General features: G+C 38.1%; 17 protein-coding genes. 7 read left to right on the forward strand and 10 right to left on the reverse strand.

The features are described from left to right. Positions 1 to 43: 43 nt before the first annotated feature. The 8 genes from A3EM_RS0122255 to A3EM_RS0122290 form a co-directional block, all read right to left on the reverse strand. Positions 44 to 1,327, reverse strand: coding sequence for a glucuronyl esterase domain-containing protein (locus A3EM_RS0122255; RefSeq protein ID WP_020530464.1), 1,284 nt, complete (start codon positions 1,325 to 1,327; stop codon positions 44 to 46). A 3-nt stretch (positions 1,328 to 1,330) separates the two neighbouring features. Then, the gene (locus tag A3EM_RS0122260) at positions 1,331 to 2,710 is read right to left on the reverse strand and encodes a four-carbon acid sugar kinase family protein (RefSeq protein ID WP_020530465.1); all 1,380 of its coding nucleotides are present in this window, start codon (positions 2,708 to 2,710) and stop codon (positions 1,331 to 1,333) included. Between the two features lie 144 nt (positions 2,711 to 2,854). Continuing rightward, positions 2,855 to 3,997: a serine hydrolase domain-containing protein gene (locus tag A3EM_RS0122265; protein ID WP_044239456.1), complete on the reverse strand. Its 1,143-nt coding sequence runs from the start codon at positions 3,995 to 3,997 to the stop codon at positions 2,855 to 2,857. A gap of 11 nt (positions 3,998 to 4,008) precedes the next feature. Further along, positions 4,009 to 4,650: a cyclase family protein gene (locus A3EM_RS0122270; protein ID WP_211212008.1), complete on the reverse strand. Its 642-nt coding sequence runs from the start codon at positions 4,648 to 4,650 to the stop codon at positions 4,009 to 4,011. 10 nt (positions 4,651 to 4,660) lie between these two features. Next, on the reverse strand, positions 4,661 to 5,713 hold the full coding sequence (locus A3EM_RS0122275; RefSeq protein WP_020530468.1) for a tartrate dehydrogenase: 1,053 nt from the start codon (positions 5,711 to 5,713) through the stop codon (positions 4,661 to 4,663). Positions 5,714 to 5,747: 34 nt separating this feature from the next. Continuing rightward, the gene (locus A3EM_RS0122280; protein WP_020530469.1) at positions 5,748 to 6,491 is read right to left on the reverse strand and encodes a hypothetical protein; all 744 of its coding nucleotides are present in this window, start codon (positions 6,489 to 6,491) and stop codon (positions 5,748 to 5,750) included. 29 nt (positions 6,492 to 6,520) lie between these two features. After that, positions 6,521 to 7,852 (reverse strand): Kelch repeat-containing protein, encoded by a 1,332-nt coding sequence (locus A3EM_RS43340; protein WP_020530470.1) that lies wholly within the window; start codon positions 7,850 to 7,852, stop codon positions 6,521 to 6,523. 8 nt (positions 7,853 to 7,860) lie between these two features. Next, positions 7,861 to 9,684 carry a DUF5060 domain-containing protein gene (locus A3EM_RS0122290; protein WP_169513396.1) on the reverse strand — a complete coding sequence of 608 codons (1,824 nt, stop codon included), beginning with the start codon at positions 9,682 to 9,684 and terminating at the stop codon, positions 7,861 to 7,863. Between the two features lie 366 nt (positions 9,685 to 10,050). On the opposite strand from A3EM_RS0122290, the gene A3EM_RS0122295 reads away from it, so the two are divergent. The 5 genes from A3EM_RS0122295 to A3EM_RS0122320 all read left to right on the forward strand — a co-directional run bounded on the left by A3EM_RS0122295 (position 10,051) and on the right by A3EM_RS0122320 (position 18,130). Beyond that, positions 10,051 to 11,076: a LacI family DNA-binding transcriptional regulator gene (locus A3EM_RS0122295; protein WP_020530472.1), complete on the forward strand. Its 1,026-nt coding sequence runs from the start codon at positions 10,051 to 10,053 to the stop codon at positions 11,074 to 11,076. Between the two features lie 464 nt (positions 11,077 to 11,540). Continuing rightward, the gene (locus A3EM_RS0122305; RefSeq protein WP_020530474.1) at positions 11,541 to 13,328 is read left to right on the forward strand and encodes an FAD-dependent oxidoreductase; all 1,788 of its coding nucleotides are present in this window, start codon (positions 11,541 to 11,543) and stop codon (positions 13,326 to 13,328) included. 169 nt (positions 13,329 to 13,497) lie between these two features. Then, positions 13,498 to 15,303, forward strand: a complete 1,806-nt coding sequence (locus A3EM_RS0122310; RefSeq protein ID WP_020530475.1) for a 2-oxoacid:acceptor oxidoreductase subunit alpha — start codon at positions 13,498 to 13,500, stop codon at positions 15,301 to 15,303. A gap of 4 nt (positions 15,304 to 15,307) precedes the next feature. Continuing rightward, complete coding sequence (locus tag A3EM_RS0122315) at positions 15,308 to 16,360, forward strand: 2-oxoacid:ferredoxin oxidoreductase subunit beta (RefSeq protein ID WP_020530476.1); 1,053 nt, start codon at positions 15,308 to 15,310, stop codon at positions 16,358 to 16,360. 78 nt (positions 16,361 to 16,438) lie between these two features. Continuing rightward, on the forward strand, positions 16,439 to 18,130 hold the full coding sequence (locus A3EM_RS0122320; RefSeq protein ID WP_020530477.1) for a sulfatase family protein: 1,692 nt from the start codon (positions 16,439 to 16,441) through the stop codon (positions 18,128 to 18,130). Between the two features lie 169 nt (positions 18,131 to 18,299). Here the strand turns inward: A3EM_RS0122320 and A3EM_RS0122325 are convergent, their stop codons facing one another. Together A3EM_RS0122325 and A3EM_RS47985 are read right to left on the reverse strand one after the other, a co-directional pair. After that, entirely contained in the window at positions 18,300 to 18,812 is a 513-nt protein-coding gene (locus A3EM_RS0122325) for an RNA 2'-phosphotransferase (protein ID WP_020530478.1), read from the reverse strand. Beyond that, positions 18,796 to 19,083 carry a hypothetical protein gene (locus A3EM_RS47985; protein WP_169513397.1) on the reverse strand — a complete coding sequence of 96 codons (288 nt, stop codon included), beginning with the start codon at positions 19,081 to 19,083 and terminating at the stop codon, positions 18,796 to 18,798. Before A3EM_RS47985 ends, A3EM_RS0122325 begins: the two co-directional genes overlap by 17 nt. A gap of 448 nt (positions 19,084 to 19,531) precedes the next feature. Between A3EM_RS47985 and A3EM_RS47690 the strand changes: the two genes are divergently transcribed. Next, positions 19,532 to 19,699: a hypothetical protein gene (locus A3EM_RS47690; protein WP_020530481.1), complete on the forward strand. Its 168-nt coding sequence runs from the start codon at positions 19,532 to 19,534 to the stop codon at positions 19,697 to 19,699. Positions 19,700 to 19,767: 68 nt separating this feature from the next. Further along, complete coding sequence (locus tag A3EM_RS0122340; protein ID WP_020530482.1) at positions 19,768 to 22,122, forward strand: TonB-dependent receptor; 2,355 nt, start codon at positions 19,768 to 19,770, stop codon at positions 22,120 to 22,122. Positions 22,123 to 22,158 lie beyond the last annotated feature (36 nt).

Below are 22,158 nucleotides of genomic sequence, written 5' to 3' on the forward strand. Positions count from 1 at the left end.
TTAAGTTTAATTCCTATTTCTTAACATATAAATTTCATACAGTTTATTGAAGACCGAAGCAGGATCTGGCAAAACTGATATATTGCTGCCAGTCATATGGTGTTACATCGTGTTTCCCTTTTCTGATATGGTAACCTACTTTTGAAGCAACTACAGGACTTTCAATATTTGGCATTTTTTGTTCGGACAGAGCTTTTTCATTAAACAATTTATAAACCTGACTTCCATAATAAGTAGATAAATACTCCCCTCTCGGATCAGCCCATTGGTCATCTTCTGCACTAGCCACATAAATTGCCCTTGGTGCCATTAATGCAATTAACATGTGCTGATCAACCGGAAGGTTGCTTTCCTGATCACTGTATTTTTTAAAATTTCCACAAAACCAATGGGGAAAGGAATCATTTATTCTCCACACAGTTTCCCCAAACTTTCTCCTTGACAGCGCTGCCCCTCCACACCCGGAATCATTTGAAATGGTTAGGGCAAATCTTTTATCTGTTGCACCAGCCCACAATGCAGCTTTTCCCAATCGGGAATGACCCATAACCGCTACTTTATCCTTATCAAAATCTGCATCTGTTACTATATAATCCATTGCTCTGGATAGCCCCCAGGCCCAGGCCGCAATACTTCCCCAATTGTCATTCTTATTTCCATCAGAATCATCTTTTAAAATTCCGTGAATTCCATTTTTAAACCCATCATCAAAATCAGGATCAATATCACCATAATAAATGGTAGCCAATGCAAGTCCATTATCAATAATTTCTTCAACTTCCCATCTATAGGCTCTTACTCCTCTTGTTGCTTCGTTGCTCTTATTTTCGGTAATGCCAAACTCTTCATTGTTTCTGAGCCAGCTCTTTGCAAGAGAAATATTTTTATCTGGATGTATGGATTGATTTCCGTAAAAATTTAGGGTAAGAAATAAGGGTACAGGCTTATTTGATTTGGGTATGAAAAACAAAACATTTATGGGTAATTTTCCTTCTGAAGTTGAAACTGTTATTTCCACTTCTTTCAAGATTGCTTTTCCATTTATAGCTTCAATATTATCTTTAATAACCTGAAAGCTAAGCTCGTATGAAACATCAGGTACTTTCCCAAAAACTTCATTTTGAAATAACTCCAGTATTTCGGGGCGCCTTTTGTTTTCCCAGACACCAGCTGTTTTCACCTTTTTCCCATTTTCTAAAACAAGCAATTCAGGCAGGCTATATTCCGGAACTTTCGACTCATCATAATTGGCAACAAACTGGCCAAAGACAAGATTGGAAAGGCAAATAAAGGTTATTAGAAAGAGTGATTTGGCAGTTTTTTTCATATGTTATTTTAGTGATTTAATTACATTTGAAATGGCGTCATTTCCGCCCACATTGCCAGGAAAAACGATATAGGGAACTTGGGGAAATTTACTTTCTGTTCCCTGCTCCCAAACGGGCACTCCGGGAATTATCTGCCCCAACACCTTCGCCCTTCTAATCCCAAGTCCTTTGGTGGCTACATCACTAGAAGTAATTCCTCCTTTTGCCAATACGTATCTGGGCTTCTCCGATAAATTTCTGACAATCTGTACTAAAAATTCTGAAATTCTATTGCCAATATTCAGGCTTTCAGACTCATCTTTCCCTGCAACTAATTCCCGGCTTGTATGTACGATTACAGTTTTATTTTCCTTTAAAAACAGATTGCATTTCCCGATTACTTCCTGAAGATAATTTCCATTTTCAGGTGCTAATACCGTAGGCACATCTATTTCTAAGAATGTAAATTGTTTATCATTTTTCAGAAATCCCAATTGTGCTGTGGATTTTGGAACATAAGAGCCGAAAATTATTAAGTTGCCTCCGGTATTTCCAATATTCAGGCTTTTTTTATTTAATAAAGGTTTGGTTTCCAGTCCGGCAAAAACCTTCACGATTGAAGCCGCTGTTCGAAAAACAAACTTTTTACCTTCCATTTCTGCATTTAATAAGCCTAAAACCACCACTTCCAAATCTTTGTAGGAAAAGGCATTTACCACTACATAATCACCCGAATTAAATGTAGAAAGCTTTCTAAAAACATTCTCCTTACCTCCTTCTCTAATGTCCTGGATCGAAATGGATTTGATTTTTTCCAATGGTATTTCCCCTTTACTTTTCTCCACAATCCATTTTTGTAAATTAGAATTACTGTATCCAAAAGCCTTGTCCTTTGCAAAAGGAGTTTCAGCAGCAGGAATTAATTCCTCGTTTTCTCTTACATAATGAATATCATTGATTGTATATCTCCCTCCTTCAAAAAAGGCCGGAGCCAGTATGGTAATGCTTTTACCGTCCTTAAATGGATAAACTTCTTTTGGGAAATGTCCTCTGAGGGTTGAATCTCCTCTACTAATTACCTGATATTTTCTTCCTGTAATCTGTGAGGCGCGATTTAAATTTTGTTTTATTTCTTTTGCCAAATCAACTGCCTTTGCCTCTACCAGGCTTCTGGAATTAGTCAATATATAAAAGACCGGAGTTTCATTTACAAACTCTGCTTCAATTGCTGAAACCTCCCAGGTGGTAAGTACAGGTAAATCATAAACGGTTTGTGTGCCAGTAGGATCATCATCCAAAACCACAATACTTCTGTTAAGTTGGGAATTTAAGACGTTTATTTCATGAAGCAAATTTTTAGAAGATGCTTTCGGTAATATTTCAGTTAATTCAGTAAAATTCATCCTATCCTAAACAAACTAATAATTATGATTATTTATGTTTCAGGTCTTTAATCCAGAACATACATCAATTTAATTTTAACTAAAAACACAGAATTCCGAACATGCTGCCGATCCCGGAACTTATAAAGATCAAACTGGAGATGCTTATTGATTAATCATTGCATCCTTTAGTTTCCCAATAAATTTATTGTACACCCAATATTTTCCTTCAGGTGGATTTCCATCCACCCCCATCCTTACAAAAACAAGATTCCATTCGGGTATCACAAAGCAGACATTATTGTTCAGTCCGCTCATATAATAAGTTCTTTCCGGAGAATCGGGCATAGCAAACTTTCCACCTGCCGCACTACCATTTACCCACCAGTTATACCCATAAGCACCTGTACCATCAGTTGATTTCCTATCCGTTTCAGCAACCGGAACATTTGTCGGAACCTGGTTGGTAGTAGCATTAGCCACCCAGTCTTTAGGTAAAACCTGATTCCCATTCCAATTACCTTTATTGAGGTAAAGGTGTCCCATGCGTGCTAAATCTTTGGCAGACATCTCAATTGAAGTACAACCGTTTCTTATTGGTATGCCATCCAATTCCCCTTCATTTCCCCAAATCCAATCGTTTATTCCTATTTTATCTGTTACTTTCCTTTTTAAATAACTATATAAATCTTCACCGGCAATTTTGGTCAATACTCTGCCATTCATCATCATAGCTTCATCCCAATAGGCATAGGCAGTGCCCGGGGCAAATATCGGCTGATCGGGATCATAAGGTGTCCATGACCAGTCTTCACTCACAGCATCCCATCTGGTTGAACCCATGGCATTATAACCGGAAGTCATTGAAGCAAAATGTTTCAATTCCACATTTGGATAAAATTCTGTCAAAAGTGGTTCATATTTAGCGGCCTTATCGTCTAGTTTACATTTCCCATCCGCTATCAACAGCCCCAAAACCGTACTGGTAAAGGATTTTGAACAAGACCAAATTAAATGCGATTTATCAATACTGTCTCCGGAAAAAATAACATGCCCATTTCTAATGATGATAAGTTCGTCCGACTGATCTTCAAAACAATAATTGTTTAAAGTATCAATCGCTTCCTGCAATTTTTTACGGTCAAACCCCTGATTTTCCGGAGTAGTAAATACCCAGTCTTTTTCAGGAAAAATCATTTTCTCTACGTTTTTTTCCCGCTCAGGTTCCTCCTGTTGCTTTTGGCTACATCCCCAAAAAAGTAAAATTGAGAGTACAAGAAAAATAATTTTCAAAAGCATTAATCTCATTTATTTCTTTCTTAATCTTCCATCCAGGCAATTGCCCTGCATGGGGCACCATCCCCGTTTTTTATTTTTAATGGTAAAGCCATAAACTGGCAGTAGTTACCGGAAATCAAATCCAAATTGCAAAGTCCTTCCACAATTATCACATTTCCACCCAATAAAATCTGATGGATTTTAGTGACTTCATCCAAATTATTGACGTCTGCCACTGAAGGAGGCTCAACTCCAAGCATTTTTACTTGATTTTCCACACACCAAATAGCTAACTCTTCACTAATTCTGGGTAATTGATTCCTGTAAATTTCCAGCTGATCCGCATATTTGCTCCAGCCGGTTTTGAGTAATAGGGAATCTCCCGGCTCAAAAAGCGGTAGAATTTCTTCTAAGTGATTTATTTCTATCAATCCGCTCTTTCCAATCATACTCACATCGACCACCCAGGCTTTGCCTATACAATCATTGGGAGAAAACTCATCGATAAAGTTATTACTGACCCCAAAATGAAATGGAGCGTCCATGTGAGTTCCGGCATGGGAATAAAGGTGAAGAGTTTTGGCATTCCATCCATCTTTATCCAATGCTCTGGCAGTTTCAAACTGCACACCTGGCATTTGCTCATGATAAGTCATGGTAAGGTCAATAATATCCTTCATCATTTTCTATGAATTACAAATTGGCAATTACCTCCTCAGCAATTTCCTGAGTTTTGGCTTTCCCTCCCAAATCAATAGTAATAATACCTTTTCTGGTAGTGGCTTCAATTCCCTTTATTATCGCTTTTGCGGCTTCCTTTTCTCCAATGTGGTCCAACATCAAGGCACCTGACCAAATCGATCCTACGGGGTTTGCAATGCCTTGTCCGGCAATATCCGGTGCAGATCCATGAATTGGTTCGAACATGGAAGGAAATTCCTTTTCAGGATTGATATTTCCACTTGGACCTAAGCCCAAACTTCCCATGATGGCTCCACCCAAATCACTTAAAATGTCACCAATCATATTGGTTGTTACAATTACGTCAAATACTTCTGGTTTTAAAACAAAACTTGCCGAAGCATTATCCACATACATTTTGGAATATTCCACGTCTGGATATTGTTTACTTACTTCCTCAATCACACTATCCCAATATGCCAGACTGTGTATTAGTGTATTTGATTTAGTCACATTGGTTACCTTTTTTCTTCTGCTCTGAGCCAGTTTAAAAGAATAATGGGCTATTCTTTCAATCCCAACTCTGGTGAAAATACTGGTATCCATAGCAAGGCCTTCAGGACTGTCTCCCCTTATAATTTTTCCGTTTTGTACAAACTCACCCTCATTATTTTCCCTCACCACTACAAAATCGATATCTTCATGAGATTTATACCTGAGCGGGCTCTCAATTCCTGGTAGGAGTTTTACCGGTCTGTAATTTACATATTGCTTAAAGTGGGTTCGCACTTTAAAAGTGTACAGCATGGCAGGCAAAGTATCGTCTACTTCAGGATCACCAACCGCCCCAAAATAAATGGCATCGAAAGCTTTCAAAGTTTCCAACCCACTAGCAGGCATAAACTCACCATGCTTTTTGTAATACCCCGCTCCCCAGGGAAACTGTTCTGTTTCTAGTTTAAAACCAAACTTTTCCGCAGCAGCATTCAATACTTTTAATCCGGCCGGAACAATTTCATGTCCAATTCCATCACCATAAACTACTGCAATTTTGTAAGTTTTCATTCTTCTAATTTTTAATTTTTATACTTACCTTAAATTAATTCTCAACTTTTTTCAACCTTTCTTCAGGTCCGGTGCCCTCTGGTTTTACATATTCCTTACTCATTACCCATTTATCCATTTCAAATCCATCTTCACGCATGGAGAAATGAATAGTATGTAAACCGGGTTTATCCACTTCCAGATAAATTAATTCTTCCACTCCTGTATGCACCGAATCTGTTCTTTGTCTGCTTTCCCAAGACCATTCCTTTTTATTTCCCCAGAACTGAATTCTTTGCCCGGTTTCCGGCCAGGTGCCATCAATACCTACATGAATCCCATTGTCTTCTGTGCCATGGCAATTAGCCCGCACCCAGACAAAATATTTCCCCGGATTGTTGAAATGGACCTTATAAGTCAGAATAGCCATTTCTCCAGGATCATTTATGAAATTAGTGGCCCATATCAATGAATCATCATGTGTCACTCTGGTATCTGGAAGGATTTCAAGGTATGCTCCATTACTAGCCGTTTCAGCGTGATTCCCGTCCAAATCAGGTTGAACATCCGGAGTTTTGGAAGTTGTGGTTAAATACCATTTTCTTACCGCAGTGTCTGTTTGGGAAATATAGTGTTCTGCTTCCACCCCCACTATGCCATTCATTTCTTCAAATATCATTTCCTGTTTTTCCACCACTTTTACTTCTCCAGCATTTTTTTCAGAATTTTGGTGCTGACAATTCATGAGGATCATTCCCAACACAGGGAAAATCCCAAAATGGATTAATTTCATTTTCATAGTTTTCTGACTTTTATATGGAAAGGCAGCTATTTTCCCTTTCCATTTAATTGAATAAAAATTGGTTCATCCTTTCCAAGGGTTTTTAATACAAGCTGGGCTTCATAATCCCCTTTGCTTTTTGGTTTGAAAATTACCGGAATGGTTGCCCCAGTTCCGGGATTTAAAACCAGAGGGAGCTTTGGTTTTAATTCAACCTCAAAACCCTGAGCACCTGTAATGATCGCATACATCAAAACTACCGCCTGATTTCCCTCCGAATGTTTCAAATGGATTTCAATGGATTTCTTGCTTTCCGTATTCACCTCCGCAAAATCAATTGAAGTTTTATCTGAGGAAATCTTTCCTTTTTCAATGGCTTTCCCTACCGGCTCATTTTTTTCTCCGAAATAATAAACTTCAAAGTTGGTGATTTCCGGAGATCCACCCCTGTTGGCACAACCTCCTTCTAAATAAATGGCATTGTTGGAATAAATCGCCTGAGTACCATGCCTTCCAGTGATAATAGAATCCAGTTTTACCCACGACTGGTTATCTGTATCCAACATTTCAAAATCACTATGAGCTTTTTGCTGACTTCCACTTTCCCCTCCCAGTACAAACAAATTACCATCATGTACTGCAACAGTTGTTCCTGCCCTTTGCGTTGGGATATCCCCTTCAGGAGAAGGCAAAGTTGACCAGTAGCCTTTTTCAAAGTCATAAACATCTACTTCTGGGGTGGTCGATAAAAAAGTAGTTTTGCCAAAACCAGACTTTCTTCCTCCAGCTGCATATAACTTCCCGTCAATTACTGCTGCATGGAAATGATCTCTTTCCCTTGGGGCATCGGGTAATTCTTTCCAGGTATTGGTTGCCGGATCAAACTCATCCAGCCAGCTTACCCAATTTGAAGAATGCCCGTTAACGATTCCACAAAGCAGATAGAACTTCCCATTATAAACAGCGACACCAGCCGCTCCTCTTTGTCTGTGAGCAGGGATTTTTGGTCCAACAGTCCATAAGTCCTGTAAAGGATCATAAATAAAAATATTGGGAATAGGGGTTTCGTAAGGATACCCTCCATTAAAAGCCCCCATTACATAAAGCAGACCATTATGAGAGGCTGCCTGGAAATGGTGCATTTCAATTGGGGGTTGTTTTCCTGTTGACCATGTTTTGGTATTGATATCATAAATATCTACCGGTTTGAGTCCTCTTCCTCCAACAGCTATAAATTTATCACCAACCTGCACAAAAGAGGACTCATGTCTTTTATGACCATCAGTGTCTAACTCAATTTTCTCCCACCCTTGGGCAAATAGAAAATGGTTTACAAAAAGGGTAAATACAACAAATAAAATACGACAGTTTGAATTCATAGTTTTAGTTAATTTTTAATTTTAACCAAAGCTACCCAATCCTGATTATCCTCCAAAGGTGGCATGCCTAAATCTGCCCCAGCTTCACCATTTAATTCCTGAACTGATCCATTCTGCAATTCTCCCCCGGTCCTTGGGTTATACCATTTCACCTCATAATTTCCTGCTGATAAATCCAGTTTGGTACTTTTACCATAAGGAAGATAAACTGCATATATTTCTCCTTCCTTTGCAAAACAAAATGCATTTTCATTTGAAGCCAATTCATTATCAGGTTCCATTTCCCAAAAGGGAAGATGCTCATTAAAAAAGTCTAAAGCGTGTTTATTGTAATCCCAAAACTGATCACGACTTCTCCAATCCTGACAGGTTAAATCACTATGAGGATTTTTATATCCGAAATACCATTCTGCACCAGCAGCACCTCCCATCAGGGCTCCCCAAAGGGCTTCATGCCTTACCGAATCCTGATTGTTGTCTTCTGTTCTTTCGTCATTATCCACTCCTCTGCCTGCAGGACCAATTTCATCCATGGAAACGTACCATGCTTTGCCCGCTTTCACAGATTCTTCCCTCCAATAAGCCATTTCCTCATTTATTTCATCCATCCGTCCAAACTGCCCGGAAGGACCATCTATGGCTTTATTCCCAAGTAATGGAGTATAAATTTTCATTCTATCTTCATTATTCGACCAGGTATGAACCACCACCGGACGTTTATAAATATCGATTTGATGAATATAATTTCCCATATCCATCCTTTGCTGATCGGATTGGCCGGTGGGATTTCCATTGTTTATCCCATTTTCCTCTCCTAAATTCCAGGTAATCATCAGGTGATGGCCAAATCTTGCCACAATCTCTCGAAAATAAGCCATTCGCTCTTTCCCCGTATCTCCATTATCAAGCAACATCTCATTTTCGGTTTCCTGTAAAACCACATGTAACATCAAACCCAAATCATCCATATGGGTAAAAACCGTTTCCCATTGGTCAAGTTTTGAGCAATCGAACCGAAATCTTTCTTCATGGGAAGTATACGGCCACACATCTCTGCCATCTCCCCCAATATTCATGGTTAAGAAATAAACAGAATTCACACCTTCTGAGGCCAGATAATTCAATGCTCCAATCATACCTTTCCCTTTTCCTCCTTTCCAGGATGGATCTCCGGTTTTCCAGTCTTTTACATGTGGCTCCCAGGTTTTGATAAAATTCTTCGCAGTATCATAACTATAGGTCCCATCAAAATCACTATAGGCTAAAAAGTTTTCAGGGCTATCTGCTCCACCTTTAAGGAATCTTTCCCCAGTTTCTGCAAATTGAAGATAATGTTCATTTACAAATTGAAGTAATCCTTTTGCCCGGAAACTATTATCATTTTCACTTCTGTCAATTACTTTAAACTTCCCTGATTTACCATCGAATGAACCAGCTTCTCCAGAGCTTAAATTGTCATCTATTGCAATATCTTTTCCTTTTTTAAAAGATACCTGGTAAGACCAATCTCCTAATAAACCGGGCACAAAATGGACCCGCCAGATTTTTCCTTTTTCAGCACTGGATTCTCCTGCATTTCCATCAGCCGCGAAATATCCGGGAACGGTAAAACTATTATTTCCATTCTTAAACGTAACCGCCAGTCTGTAATCCATAAAAGGATTATCCTGTCCACTTTCTGATAATTCAGGACCTTCAAAATCGAGGGTAATTTTATCCCATTTCTGATAAGTTTCAATAGCAACTTCTTCCTTAGGGGTACAGGAAATTAAAAAACAAGTGATTAGGTACAGACCTAAAGACCTTAAAATGTATTGGTAATAGCTATTCATTTTCATACAGGTTAACCAGAAATAATACAATTTTTAAAATTTGAATAATTATGTAATTAATTAGTAGCAAAAGCTAAATAAGCCCAATAAAACCGCTTAATTCACCTATTTTGCTTAATGATTTTATGAAGCTATACAATCAAAAAATAGCAAGCAAAGTTTTTTTAAATATTTTTTTGTGCAAAGGATTGCACAAATAATGCAACCCTTTGCACAATTCAGAAATTTCATTACTTTTGTCTGAAACATCTGTTTTTAAGACTCAAACAGCGCATTTTTGAGCTCATTTCAAGGGTAATGGCAGGGGTCAGAAAACGATCTTAGAATAGTACAATTTTTAAGTTTCTTAGAAAAGTCCAATAAATAATGAATCCTAAAAACAATCCCCCTACAATGCAGGAAATTGCCAAACGGCTTGGCGTTTCCCTATCCACTGTTTCAAGGGCCCTAAAAAATCATCCGAGAATTAGTGAGAAAACAAAGCAGGAGGTGTTAAAAATTGCCAAAGAAATAGAATACGAACCCAACCAACTTGCCCTCAGTCTTTTGAATAAAAGAATCAATGCTATTGGAGTAGTTGTTCCCCAGATAAAATATCACTTGTATGCCTCAGCCATAAGCGGGATTGAAAAAGCAGCAAATGAAGCAGGATTTAATATCATGATTTGCCAGACGAATGAATTATTCGAAAGAGAGGTTTCCATCGTGAAAGAATTAATTGCCAGCCGGGTAGCGGGATTAATCGTTTCTGTGGCAAGTGAAAGCAGAGATTTTGCCCATCTTGAACAGGTTTTAAGAAAAGGAATCCCTTTAGTGCTTTTCAATAGGGACTGCGAACAATTAAAAGTACCCAAAGTGGTAATTGACAATTATACTGCTGCCTTTCAAGCTACCGAAAAACTTATAGAATCGGGTTGTGAAAATATCGCTTTTCTAGCAGGTCCTCCGCAAGTTCAAATTAGCAATAAAAGACTGACCGGTTATAAAAGCGCCTTAAGAAAACATCACCTACAAATTGATTATGATCTGATCATTCATTGTGAATTTTCCCAGGAAAATGCCGCTAATGCCACCTTAAAACTTTTAAGAAGCAGACAACAACCAGATGCCATTTTAGCATTTAGTGATCAGATGGCGATTGGTGCCATGCTTTCAGTAAAAGAGGCAGGGTTAAAAATCCCCGAAGACATTTCAATTATTGGTTTCAACAATGAACCTGTAGATTTGTTACTGGAACCTAAACTATCCAGTGTTGATCAGCCTGGATTCGAAATGGGGCAAATCGCCACTCAGTTATTATTGAATCAATTGGAAGAAAATTATGAAGAACTCAATCCACCCAAAAAAGTATTGGCTACAAAGCTGGTGGTTCGTGAGAGTTTGAGGTTTTAGTACTTTATTTTCATTTTTGTGCTTTCTGTAAGAAACCCCACACACAAGCCAAGGGCTCTTCGCCCTTCAACCCAACTGACTTTTTTTTCATTGCCAAAAAAAAGGCTAGTAAAAAAGATGCTTCCTCCCACAAACGGTCGGCCGTTGCCGTCTTTTTTCATCAACTGAAAAAAAGACAAGAAGTTCAACCAACATTCTATTGATTAAAATTAGAAGAGAGAATTATTATAACGTAATTTCCTTTTTTTTAATTTCTAAAAATTAATGCTGAAGGAAAAGTTTTACACCTCATATTGAAATTTGAAACTATTTCCCATTAATAATATTTCCTTCTTCATTGATTCAATCCTCCACTTGTCAAATTAGCAATAAGTCTGGTACTTTTTTGATAAATCGGTAATACTGTCCAACTTTATTTTTCGATTTATTTGTGGACGAAAGGATTTTTAGTAGATTTAAAAGTTATGAACACTACAGATACTAACAATCCCGAGTATTACCACAAAGTGGTGGACTGCCAGTATGCATGTCCTGCTCACACACCTGTTCCGGAATACATCCGCCTTATTGCCGCAAAACGTTACACTGAAGCCTACATGATCAACTGGGAATCAAATGTTTTCCCCGGAGTATTAGGCAGAACCTGTGACCGGCCTTGTGAACCAGCCTGTAGGCGAGGAAGAGTAGAAGAGGAACCCGTAGCCATTTGTCGATTGAAGCGTGTTGCTGCCGACAATAAAGGCGATGTTAAATCTCAAATGCCACAGGGACCGTTCAAACCAAACGGTAAAAAAATTGCCCTGATTGGTGGTGGTCCGGCTTCATTAACAGTGGCAAGAGACCTTGCTCCATTAGGTTATGAAATTCATCTCTTCGATGAACAAATCAAAGGAGGCGGAATGATGCGAACGCAGATTCCCGCATTCCGATTACCAGAAACGGTTTTAAATGAAGAAGTCAATTACATTCTTGACCTGGGTATCCATACGCATTTTAAAACTTATGTTTCCAGCCTGAAAGAAGTGTTGGATAAAGAATATGATGCTGTTTTTGTAGGTACCGGTGCGCCCAAGGGAAGAGACTTGAGTAAACTTCCCGGAAGAAAAGAAGGAGACGCCAATATCCATATTGGAATAGAATGGCTGGCCAGTGTGGCTTTTGAACACACCAAATCAGTTGGTAAAAAAGTGATCGTTTTGGGTGGTGGAAACACAGCCATGGACTGTTGCCGAACCTCTAAAAGACTTGGAGGCGAAGAGGTGAAAGTAGTGGTAAGAAGTCCTTATAAAGATATGAAAGCTTCCCCATGGGAAAAAGAAGATGCCCAGCATGAAGATATTCCAATCCTTGATAATCATACGCCAAAATCTTTTGAAGTAAAAGATGGCAAACTAATCGGAATGACTTTCGAAAAAGTGGAAGCCCATTATGATGAAAATGGTAAAAGAAAATTAATTCCAACCGGGGAGCCCGATGTATTTATTGAAGCCGATGATGTATTAATCGCCATTGGTCAATTGAATTCATTCCCCTGGATTGAAAGAGACTTAGGGATGGAGTTTGATGAATGGGGTATGCCAAAGGTGGATAAAGTAACTTTTCAATCCACCATCTCAAATGTGTTTTTCGGTGGAGATGCCGCATTCGGACCAGAGAATGTAATTACCGCTGTGGCTCATGGTCATCAGGCAGCCGTTTCCATAGATTTATTCTGTAACAATAAAAAATTGACTGAACGTCCTTCCCCTTTTACAAATCTGACCAGCCAGAAAATGGGTATTCACGAATGGGCCTATGACAGTGAAGTTCCTACAGATGCCCGGTATATTGTTCCTCAGGCAGACAAGGAAAAAACACTTTCCAATATCAAACAGGAAGTAGAACTTGGTTTTGATCAGAATACAGGATTTGCAGAAGCCCAGCGCTGTTTGAACTGTGATGTCCAAACTGTTTTTACAGAAAACAAATGTATAGAATGTGATGCCTGTATGGACGTGTGTCCAACTTCATGTATCACCTTTACCGAAAATGAAGAGCAAGAAGATAAGTTGAGGGAAAAACTTTTGGTACCCGCTTTAAATCTTCAGCAGGATTTACTGGTTTCCGATACTCTGAAAACAGGAAAAGTAATGGTAAAAGATGAGGATGTTTGCCTTCATTGCGGACTATGTGCAGAAAGATGCCCTACCTCAGCTTGGGATATGCAAAAGTATCTTTACAAGGTAACCAAAGCAGGTTGTGGTAATCATTAATCTTTTATTTATTAAAAAATTTATGGCATTTGGGTGAATTATTCAACCCTCTTACAAACAATAAATATCTTATCTTTTAAGCACCAGTGCTATTATTTATGAGAAATAATAATCTCTCTATCAGTCTTTTACAGCAAAATAATGCACGGTTAATTTTGAATTACTACTTATGACTAAAATAAATGACTTTGTAGTTCGCTTTGCCAATGTGAATGGTACTGGTTCTGCAAGTGCGAATTTGCTCTTCGCTAAATCAATTTTCCGAATGGGCATACCTGTTTCGCCAAAAAATATATTCCCCTCTAATATTCAGGGACTTCCTACATGGTATGAAGTAAGAGCCAGCGAAAAGGGTTATTTAGGAAGAAGAGAAGGCATAGATATGGTGATTTGTGTAAATCCCGAGAGTATGGCCAAGGATATTGAAAGCGTGAGGCCAGGGGGATATTTTCTCTATGACAGTACCAAACCACTCCATCAGCGATATTATCGGGAAGATATTAATTATACAGGAATTCCATTGATGGCTTTGTCTGCCCAATATTTTCACGATCCCCGACAAAGACAATTGTTCAAAAATATTATTTATGTTGGAGCACTTTCCAAACTCTTAAATATCGATTTTGAGGTAATTGAGCAATTGCTTAGTGAGCAATTCAGAAACAAGGAAAAATTAATTTCTCTAAATGTGCAGGCATTAAAACTAGGGGTTGAATATGTGGAGGAAAATTATAGCTATCCTTTAGATATCAGATTAGAAAAGAGAGATCTGGTAAAAGATAAAATATTAATAGATGGCAATGCAGCCTGCGGACTGGGTGCTGTTTATGGTGGGGCAACCGTAGTGGCCTGGTATCCTATCACACCCTCAACTTCTGTGGCTGAGGCTTTTGAGAAATATGCAAAAAAATTAAGGGTTGATCCGGAAACCGGGAAAAACAAATTTGCTATTGTTCAGGCGGAAGATGAACTTGCTGCTATAGGGATGGTAATTGGTGCCAACTGGAATGGAGCAAGGTCCTTTACTGCCACCAGTGGCCCGGGGGTTTCTTTGATGAACGAATTTTTGGGTTTAGCCTATTTTGCAGAAATCCCTACGGTATTGATTGATGTTCAAAGAGGTGGTCCAAGTACCGGAATGCCTACAAGAACCCAACAGTCTGATATTCTGGCTGCAGCTTATGCCTCTCATGGGGATACCAAACATGTATTGTTAATTCCCTCAACTCCAAAAGAGTGCTTTGAAATGACTGCCCAAAGCTTTGATTTGGCCGACAGATTGCAAACCCCAATCATCCTGATGAATGACCTGGATTTGGGAATGAATGACTGGATGAGTGATCCTTTTGAATGGGATGATGAAAGAAAATATGACAGGGGAAAAGTACTTTCTGCTGAGGATTTGGATAAAATTGAAAAGTTCGGAAGATACCTGGATGTAGATGATGATGGAATTACTTACAGAACTTATCCGGGAACTCACCCAACTAAAGGTTCTTTCTTTACCAGAGGAACTTCCAAAAACGAATATGCCGGTTATACGGAAGACGGAGCAGCCTATGAAAGAAATATGGACAGGCTGATTAAGAAATGGGAAACCAGTAAAAACTATGTTCCCGGTCCTGAATTATACCAGGAAGAGAAAAAATCTGATGAAGCTATTTTGTTCTTCGGTACTTCCAAATATGCTGCGGAAGAAGCCTTGGATTTATTGGCTGAAGAGGGAATTGAGATTGATGCTATTCGGGTAAAAGCATTTCCTTTCAATCAGGAGGTAGCTGATTTTATCAATAGCCATGAAAAGGTATTTGTGATTGAGCAAAACAGAGATGCACAAATGCGTACCCTGCTAATGCTGGAACTTGATGCTGCTCCTTCAAAACTCATTTCTATCCTGAATTACAATGGCATGCCGATTACAGCTGATCTCATCAAAAATCAGGTTTGTGCCAATTTAACCGTAAAAAATTCTTAATACCATGACCTATATAAAACCAGAATTCAGACATCCAAACCTTCCTGTAAATGAGGTAGGTTTTACCAAAAAAGAATACGAAGGGAGAATTTCCACCCTATGTGCAGGTTGTGGTCATGACAGTATTAGTGCTGCAATTGTTCAGGCCTGTTACGAAATGTCTATTGAACCGCATAGAGTAGCCAAACTTTCCGGGATAGGTTGTTCTTCTAAAACCCCAACTTATTTCCTCAGCAATAGTCATGGATTTAATTCTGTGCACGGAAGAATGCCTTCAGTGGCTACAGGAGCCAATTTAGCAAATAGAGACCTGATTTACTTTGGTGTTTCCGGTGATGGGGATACCGCTTCAATCGGGATGGGCCAATTTGTTCATGCCATCAGAAGAAATTTAAATATGGTGTATATCGTGATGAACAATGGCTGCTATGGACTTACCAAAGGACAGGATTCTGCTACTGCAGACAAAGGTTCGATGAGTAAGAAAGGTGCTCCTAATCCATTTGCACCAATTGACCTGGTGAGTCTTGCGCTGGAACTGGAAGCCTCATTTGTAGCCCAAAGTTTCAGTGGGGATAAAGGCCAGTTAATTCCCCTTATCAAGGCAGCCATGCATCATCCGGGGTTTTCCTTTATCAATGTAATGTCCCCTTGTGTGACTTTTAATAACAATAAAGGCTCTACCAAATCCTACGACTTTGTGAGGGATCATGCTTCATCTACCTCAGTTTTAGATTTTATCCCTAAAAAGGAAGAAATTAAAGTAGATTATGAAGAAGGAATTCAGGTGAAAGTAGCCATGCATGACGGTTCTTATTTAAGTCTTCATAAATTGGCTAGAGACTGGAATCCTCTGGACTGGGTTTCAGCAAATGAAGCTTTAATCAAAGCCAGAGACAGAGGAGAAATTTTAACCGGGTTGCTATATATCAATCCTAAAAGTAACCCATTGCACGATACCTTAAAATCTTCTGATAAACCACTGAATACATTAAAAGAAAAGGATTTGTGTCCGGGAAGTAAAAAACTGGAAGAAATTAATTCCAGTTTAAGATAAAATTTATCAACTTTAAAAGTCAGCCCAAAAAGCTGGCTTTTATTTTTTATTCCAAAACAAACAGACACTTTTCAGAAAATGATTTATTACAAATTTCCCAAAATTATTTTATTGGGATTATTATTAATCGGGAGTTTTTCCTGCCAAAAAAATACTGAAAAAAATCAGGAAGTACAGGAGGCCAAAACCAATGTTACTCGTCCCAATATTATCTGGATCGTAGCTGAGGATATGAGCCCAAGGGTAAATTGTTTTGGAGATAAAATGGCCGTTACACCCAACATTGACCAATTGGCGGCTGAAGGAATGAAATTCACCAATGTTTATTCTGTTTCCGGAGTGTGTTCTCCTAGTCGTTCTGCTTTGATAACCGGGTGTTATCAAACTTCAATAGGGACTTTACACCATAGAACAACAGAAGCAGAAAATCCATACTGCGAACCCTATACCGGAACGCCTCCTCCAGAAGTAAAAGGCTTTCCGGAATACTTAAGAAAAGCAGGATATTATTGTACAAATAATGCCAAAACGGATTATCAGTTTGGGGTTCCTTTTACTATTTGGGATGAAACCAGCCCTAATGCACACTACAGAAACCGACCAAATAAAGACCAGCCATTTTTTGCGGTTTTCAATTCTGCCCAAACACATGAAAGCCGATTATTTAAAAAAACAATTGCGAACCTAAAGGCTAAAGCAGAAGAAAAGGGAAAGCCAATGCCAGATATTACAGACAGAAGCAAGGTTGTGTTACCTCCCTACTATGCTGATCATCCGGATGTAAGGGAAGATGTAGCCAGAATGTATGACAATATTCACTACATGGATAAATGGGTTGGGGAACTTCTGGAAGAACTGGAAAAAGAAGGGGAAGCGGAAAACACTATTGTGATGTTTTATACAGATCACGGAACTTGCCTGCCAAGGGGAAAAAGATGGATGTATGATTCGGGCTTAAAAGTTCCTTTGGTGGTTAAATGGCCTGAGCAACTAAAAGCAGGATCAGAGAGTGATCAGATGATCAGCTTCATCGATTTTGCCCCAACAATTTTGAATTTGGCCGGCATTGAAATACCAGAATATATTCAGGGCCAGCCATTTTTAGGTGAAAATATTCCTGAACCAAAGGAATACATTTTTGCCGCTCGAGACAGAACGGATGAACATTTGGACCAAATAAGGGCTGTTCGCGATAAAAAATTCAAATACATCCGGAACCTGACACCGGAAGTACCTTACTCCTACCCGCTTTCTTATGCAGAGCAGATCACGATGAACCCAACCATGAGAAAATTATTTAAAGAAGGTAAATTGACCGGTCCGGCTTTGGCATGGTTTGCAGAAAGCAAGCCAGTAGAAGAGCTTTATGATACTCAAAATGATCCCTGGGAAGTAAATAACCTTGCAGAAAATCCTGAATACCAAGATATTAAACAAAAACTAAGTGCAAGATTAGATGAATGGCAAAAAGCAACAAATGATTTGGGATTGATCCCCGAGCAGGAATTAAGGGATAATATCTGGCCTGGGGGTACTCAGCCAATTACCCAGGATCCTTCTGTAGTTTTGGAAGAAACTGAAAATGGGGAAGTAAAAGTTGCACTTTCCTGTGAGACCAACGGAGCATCTATTGGATACCAATTAGGAGAAAATAAGAAAGTCTGGACTATTTATGATGAACCTTTCACAGTAGGTAAAGGAGAAAATCTAAAGGTAAAAGCCATAAGATATGGTTATCAGGAAAGCAAGGAAGTTGAAAAAGTTTTGTAAAAAAATCACATAAAAAAAGGCCGGTAATAATACCAGCCTTTTTTCAAAATCAAAATCAAATGTTCAACCTAAAAATTTTAAAGTCATGAAAACTTTATCAAATATATAAAAAACTGATAAGAATTAAACTAAAATTCACTTAAAATACTTGCTGAGCCGGGATAATCACCTATTTTGGAAACAAAATGTAACCTGGTAATACTATTTCCGTAAGCCAGACTCCATTTTCAGAAACAAAGAACTCTGCCCCATTTTCCAACATTTCCTTTGCCTTGATTTTTAAAATAACGGGTTTTCCCCTTCTTTCACCAACTGTTATGGCAGTCTCTCTGTCTTTACTTAAATGAACATGATGGCGGTTCATTTTTCGTATTCCTTCCGATTTAATATTATCCAGGTATTTTTCCACTGTGCCATGAAAGAGAAATTCAGGCGGGATAGCCGGCTGATAACCTAAATCTACTTTTATGGAATGGCCCTGACTGGCCCTGATTTTAGTAAGATCTTCATTGTAGGCAAATCTTTTTTTATTGTTTTGATCTACTACTACATTCATTAGCTCGGTATTAAATTCAGGTATTTTAGTTTTTACTTTTCCTATAAACTCAGGAACATCCACCCAACCATTCTCATCAGGTTTTATATCTATTAATTCAGGCCTATGCCTAAGTACAAGGCTCATGAATTTGCTTATTCTCTTTAGATCTTTGTCTGTTAAATTCATTATTAATATTATTATAGGATACAATAATCACGCAAATGGCAATAGAAAGGTATTTAATCCAGCTTGCTTTCCCCTTTTCTTTTGGAATTTTTATCATGTCCCAAATTGGTGCCGATATTTTATTGGTAATTGCTCCAATAATCTTTAATTTTTTTATCTGGGAAAAACTTAAAGTTAATTTTTTAGACCACATTGCTTTTTTATTAATCGCCTTTGTTAGCCTCTTCATTTTTATTCATCAGCAAAATTTTATTTCCACATCAAATGCTGGTTGCCTTAATTTAATATCAGAATTAGAAATATTTCAAGCCTGTTTCTATAGCATAATTTTCTATCCTGGTCTGCTTTGGCTCATCTATTTTCATTTCTCAAAAAACTTTTTGAAAAAAATTTAATCTTTTTTTAAGGGTGCCTTCCTAAATAATTGCCTTAGTAATAAATCTAAAAAAAATAAACCTCGTAATACTCAAGAGGTTTGTATTTAAAATAGATTTTTTAAAATTAAAAAAGGATCAAAAAGAGAATTTTTCTTTAAATCATTTCAAGTTCTTTTTATTAAAAAACAAGAAAGTGATTGAAGAGAAATCACAACTTTTTTATTTGCCTTTACTGATTGAAATTGAGGTGAATTTACTCAATATAAAAAAGTACTGGTACTTACTTTAAGTCAATTAATCATGAAAAATTCAAAAATTTCAAAACTAGTGTCATTATCAAAAAACAAAAATTTAAAATCAATCAAAAGCTATCTGGAAGGCTTTAACATTTCCCAAACCAATTACGAATTGTTCGTCTTGGAAAATGATCTTGGGTTGCGGGAAATTAACACCACTCAAATCAATTAATTTTTTGTGGGCTTAGCCGCCCACCTTATTCAACTTAAACTTTATACATCCCTACAAAACTTATTTTCATGTTACGTACTTTAATTCAGGTAGTTATATTCCTGGGCCTGGCCAATATTGCCTTTTCCCAGGATAAATATACAATAAGCGGATATTTGAAAGATGCCAGTAATGCTGAAGAGCTGATTGGTGCCACCGTCTTTGTTAAGGAAATAAATAATGGAGTGGTGACCAACCCTTATGGTTTCTATTCTATTACACTGCCCCCTGGCGATTATACCATAAGCTTTAGTTATATCGGGTATCAGACCCAGTCAACCAATATCACGCTTTCTGAAGATATTTCTTTTAATATGGAATTATTGGAAGAGTCAACCGAACTTACAGAAGTAGTGGTCACTGCAGAAGAGGAAGACCACCATGTGAAAGATTTATCCATTGGACGAAGCGAGATTAATATTAAAGAAGTAAAACAACTTCCTGCATTATTTGGCGAACCCGATATCATAAAAGCGGTGCAGATGCAACCAGGGGTTTTGATTGCGGGAGAAGGAACTTCGGCCTTTTTTGTGAGAGGAGGAAGCTCAGATCAAAACCTGATTTTACTGGATGAAGCACCAGTTTACGACCCCTCTCACTTCTTTGGTTTATTTTCAGTATTCAATGCAGATGTTATCAAAAGTTCCGATTTATACAGAGGAGGTATCCCCTCCCAATATGGAGGAAGGTTATCTTCAATGCTTGATGTGAGAACAAAAGACGGAAATGCCAAACAATTGGCCGGTTCAGCTTCAATTGGTACGCTCGCCAGTAAAGTAATGTTGGAAGGCCCAATTGCTAAAGAAAAAAGTTCTTTTATGATTTCCGGAAGACGGTCTTATATAGATCAGGTAGCCAAACTGTTTAATGAAGATATTCCGGTATATTATTATGATTTGAATGCCAAGGTAAATTGGAAGCCCAATAATAAAGATCGTTTTTTTGTAGCAGCTTATTTGGGAAGAGATGTACTAAGGTTTGACGGAGGAGGAATTGATTGGGGTAACAAAACCACTACTTTTAGATGGAATCACCTTTTTAATGAAAGAATGTTCTCCAATTTAACTCTCGCCTTTAGCGATTTTGATTATGGGCTAAATATTAATGACCCGTTGGAAGGTTTGGACTGGACAGCAAACATGCAGGAACTGACTCTTAAAAATGACATTTCTTATTTTCTCAATCCTAAAAATGAATTAAGTTTTGGGTTTCAGGTAACTTCCAGAAGGTTTTCTCCAGGAAAAATCACCCCCACCGGCAGCCGATCTATTTTTAAGCCTGTAGAATTGGAAAAAATGTATGCGATGGATTACGCTGCTTATATTGGAAACACCCAACGAATTTCGGAAAAGTTGTCTTTACAATATGGGCTAAGGTTCGCAATGTTCCAACATATTGGTCCTGGAACTGTCCGCTATTATGAAGATCCACAGGATAATCTGGAACCTGAAATTATAGGCATCAAACACTATGAAAAATATAAGCCTATAAAAACTTTTGCCAATATAGAACCCCGTTTTTTGGCCAGGTATACGCTGGATAAACAAAGTTCATTAAAAGCGTCTTATCAAAGGATGTTTCAGTATGTACATTTAATTGCCAATTCCACAGTTCCTATTCCATTCAATACCTGGGCACCAAGCTCAGAATATTTACGACCACAAAGAGCCGATCAGGTGGCATTAGGTTATTTCCGAAATTTAAAAGACAATGCCTACGAGCTGTCTACAGAAATTTATTATAAAGACATGCTTGATGTAACAGATTTTGCAGATAACGCACAAGTGTTTTTCAATGAAAACCTATCCACTGAATACAGACAGGGTGAATCTGATTCCTATGGTCTGGAAGTTTCATTGAGAAAAAATGAAGGGAGATTGACAGGTTTTTTAAGTTATACTTATTCTAAAACTGAAAGAAGAGTTCCTGATGTAAATGACAGCCAGCCATTTTTAGCCAATTACGATCGAAGAAATGCTTTTAATGTGGCGGCCACTTATCAGCTTTCCGACAGGAAAAGTATTGGAGGAACATTTACCTATACCACAGGAAGGCCAATCACCATCCCAACCGGGCGGTACGAATACGGAGATGGTTTTAACCTGGATTATTATAGTGGCAGGAATGGATATAAAATGGCTGATTTTCACCGCCTAGACCTTTCTTACAACATTGAAGGGAAAAAGAATCACCTGAGAAAGTGGAAAACGAGCCAGTCCATTTCCATATACAATGTATATAACAGGCGGAATCCATTTACAGTTTATTCCAGAACTAAGCAAAATAGTGAGGGTGAAATCATTGGAGATGGCACTGAAAAAGAATTGAGACAAGTATCACTATTTCCAATTCTTTTCTCCTATGCATTTCAAATCAGGTTTTAGCCTTATTTCTTAATTTTTGATTTAATAGATATTTTG

The sequence above is a fragment of the Flexithrix dorotheae DSM 6795 genome, assembly GCF_000379765.1.
Classification (GTDB): Bacteria; Bacteroidota; Bacteroidia; order Cytophagales; family Flammeovirgaceae; genus Flexithrix; species Flexithrix dorotheae.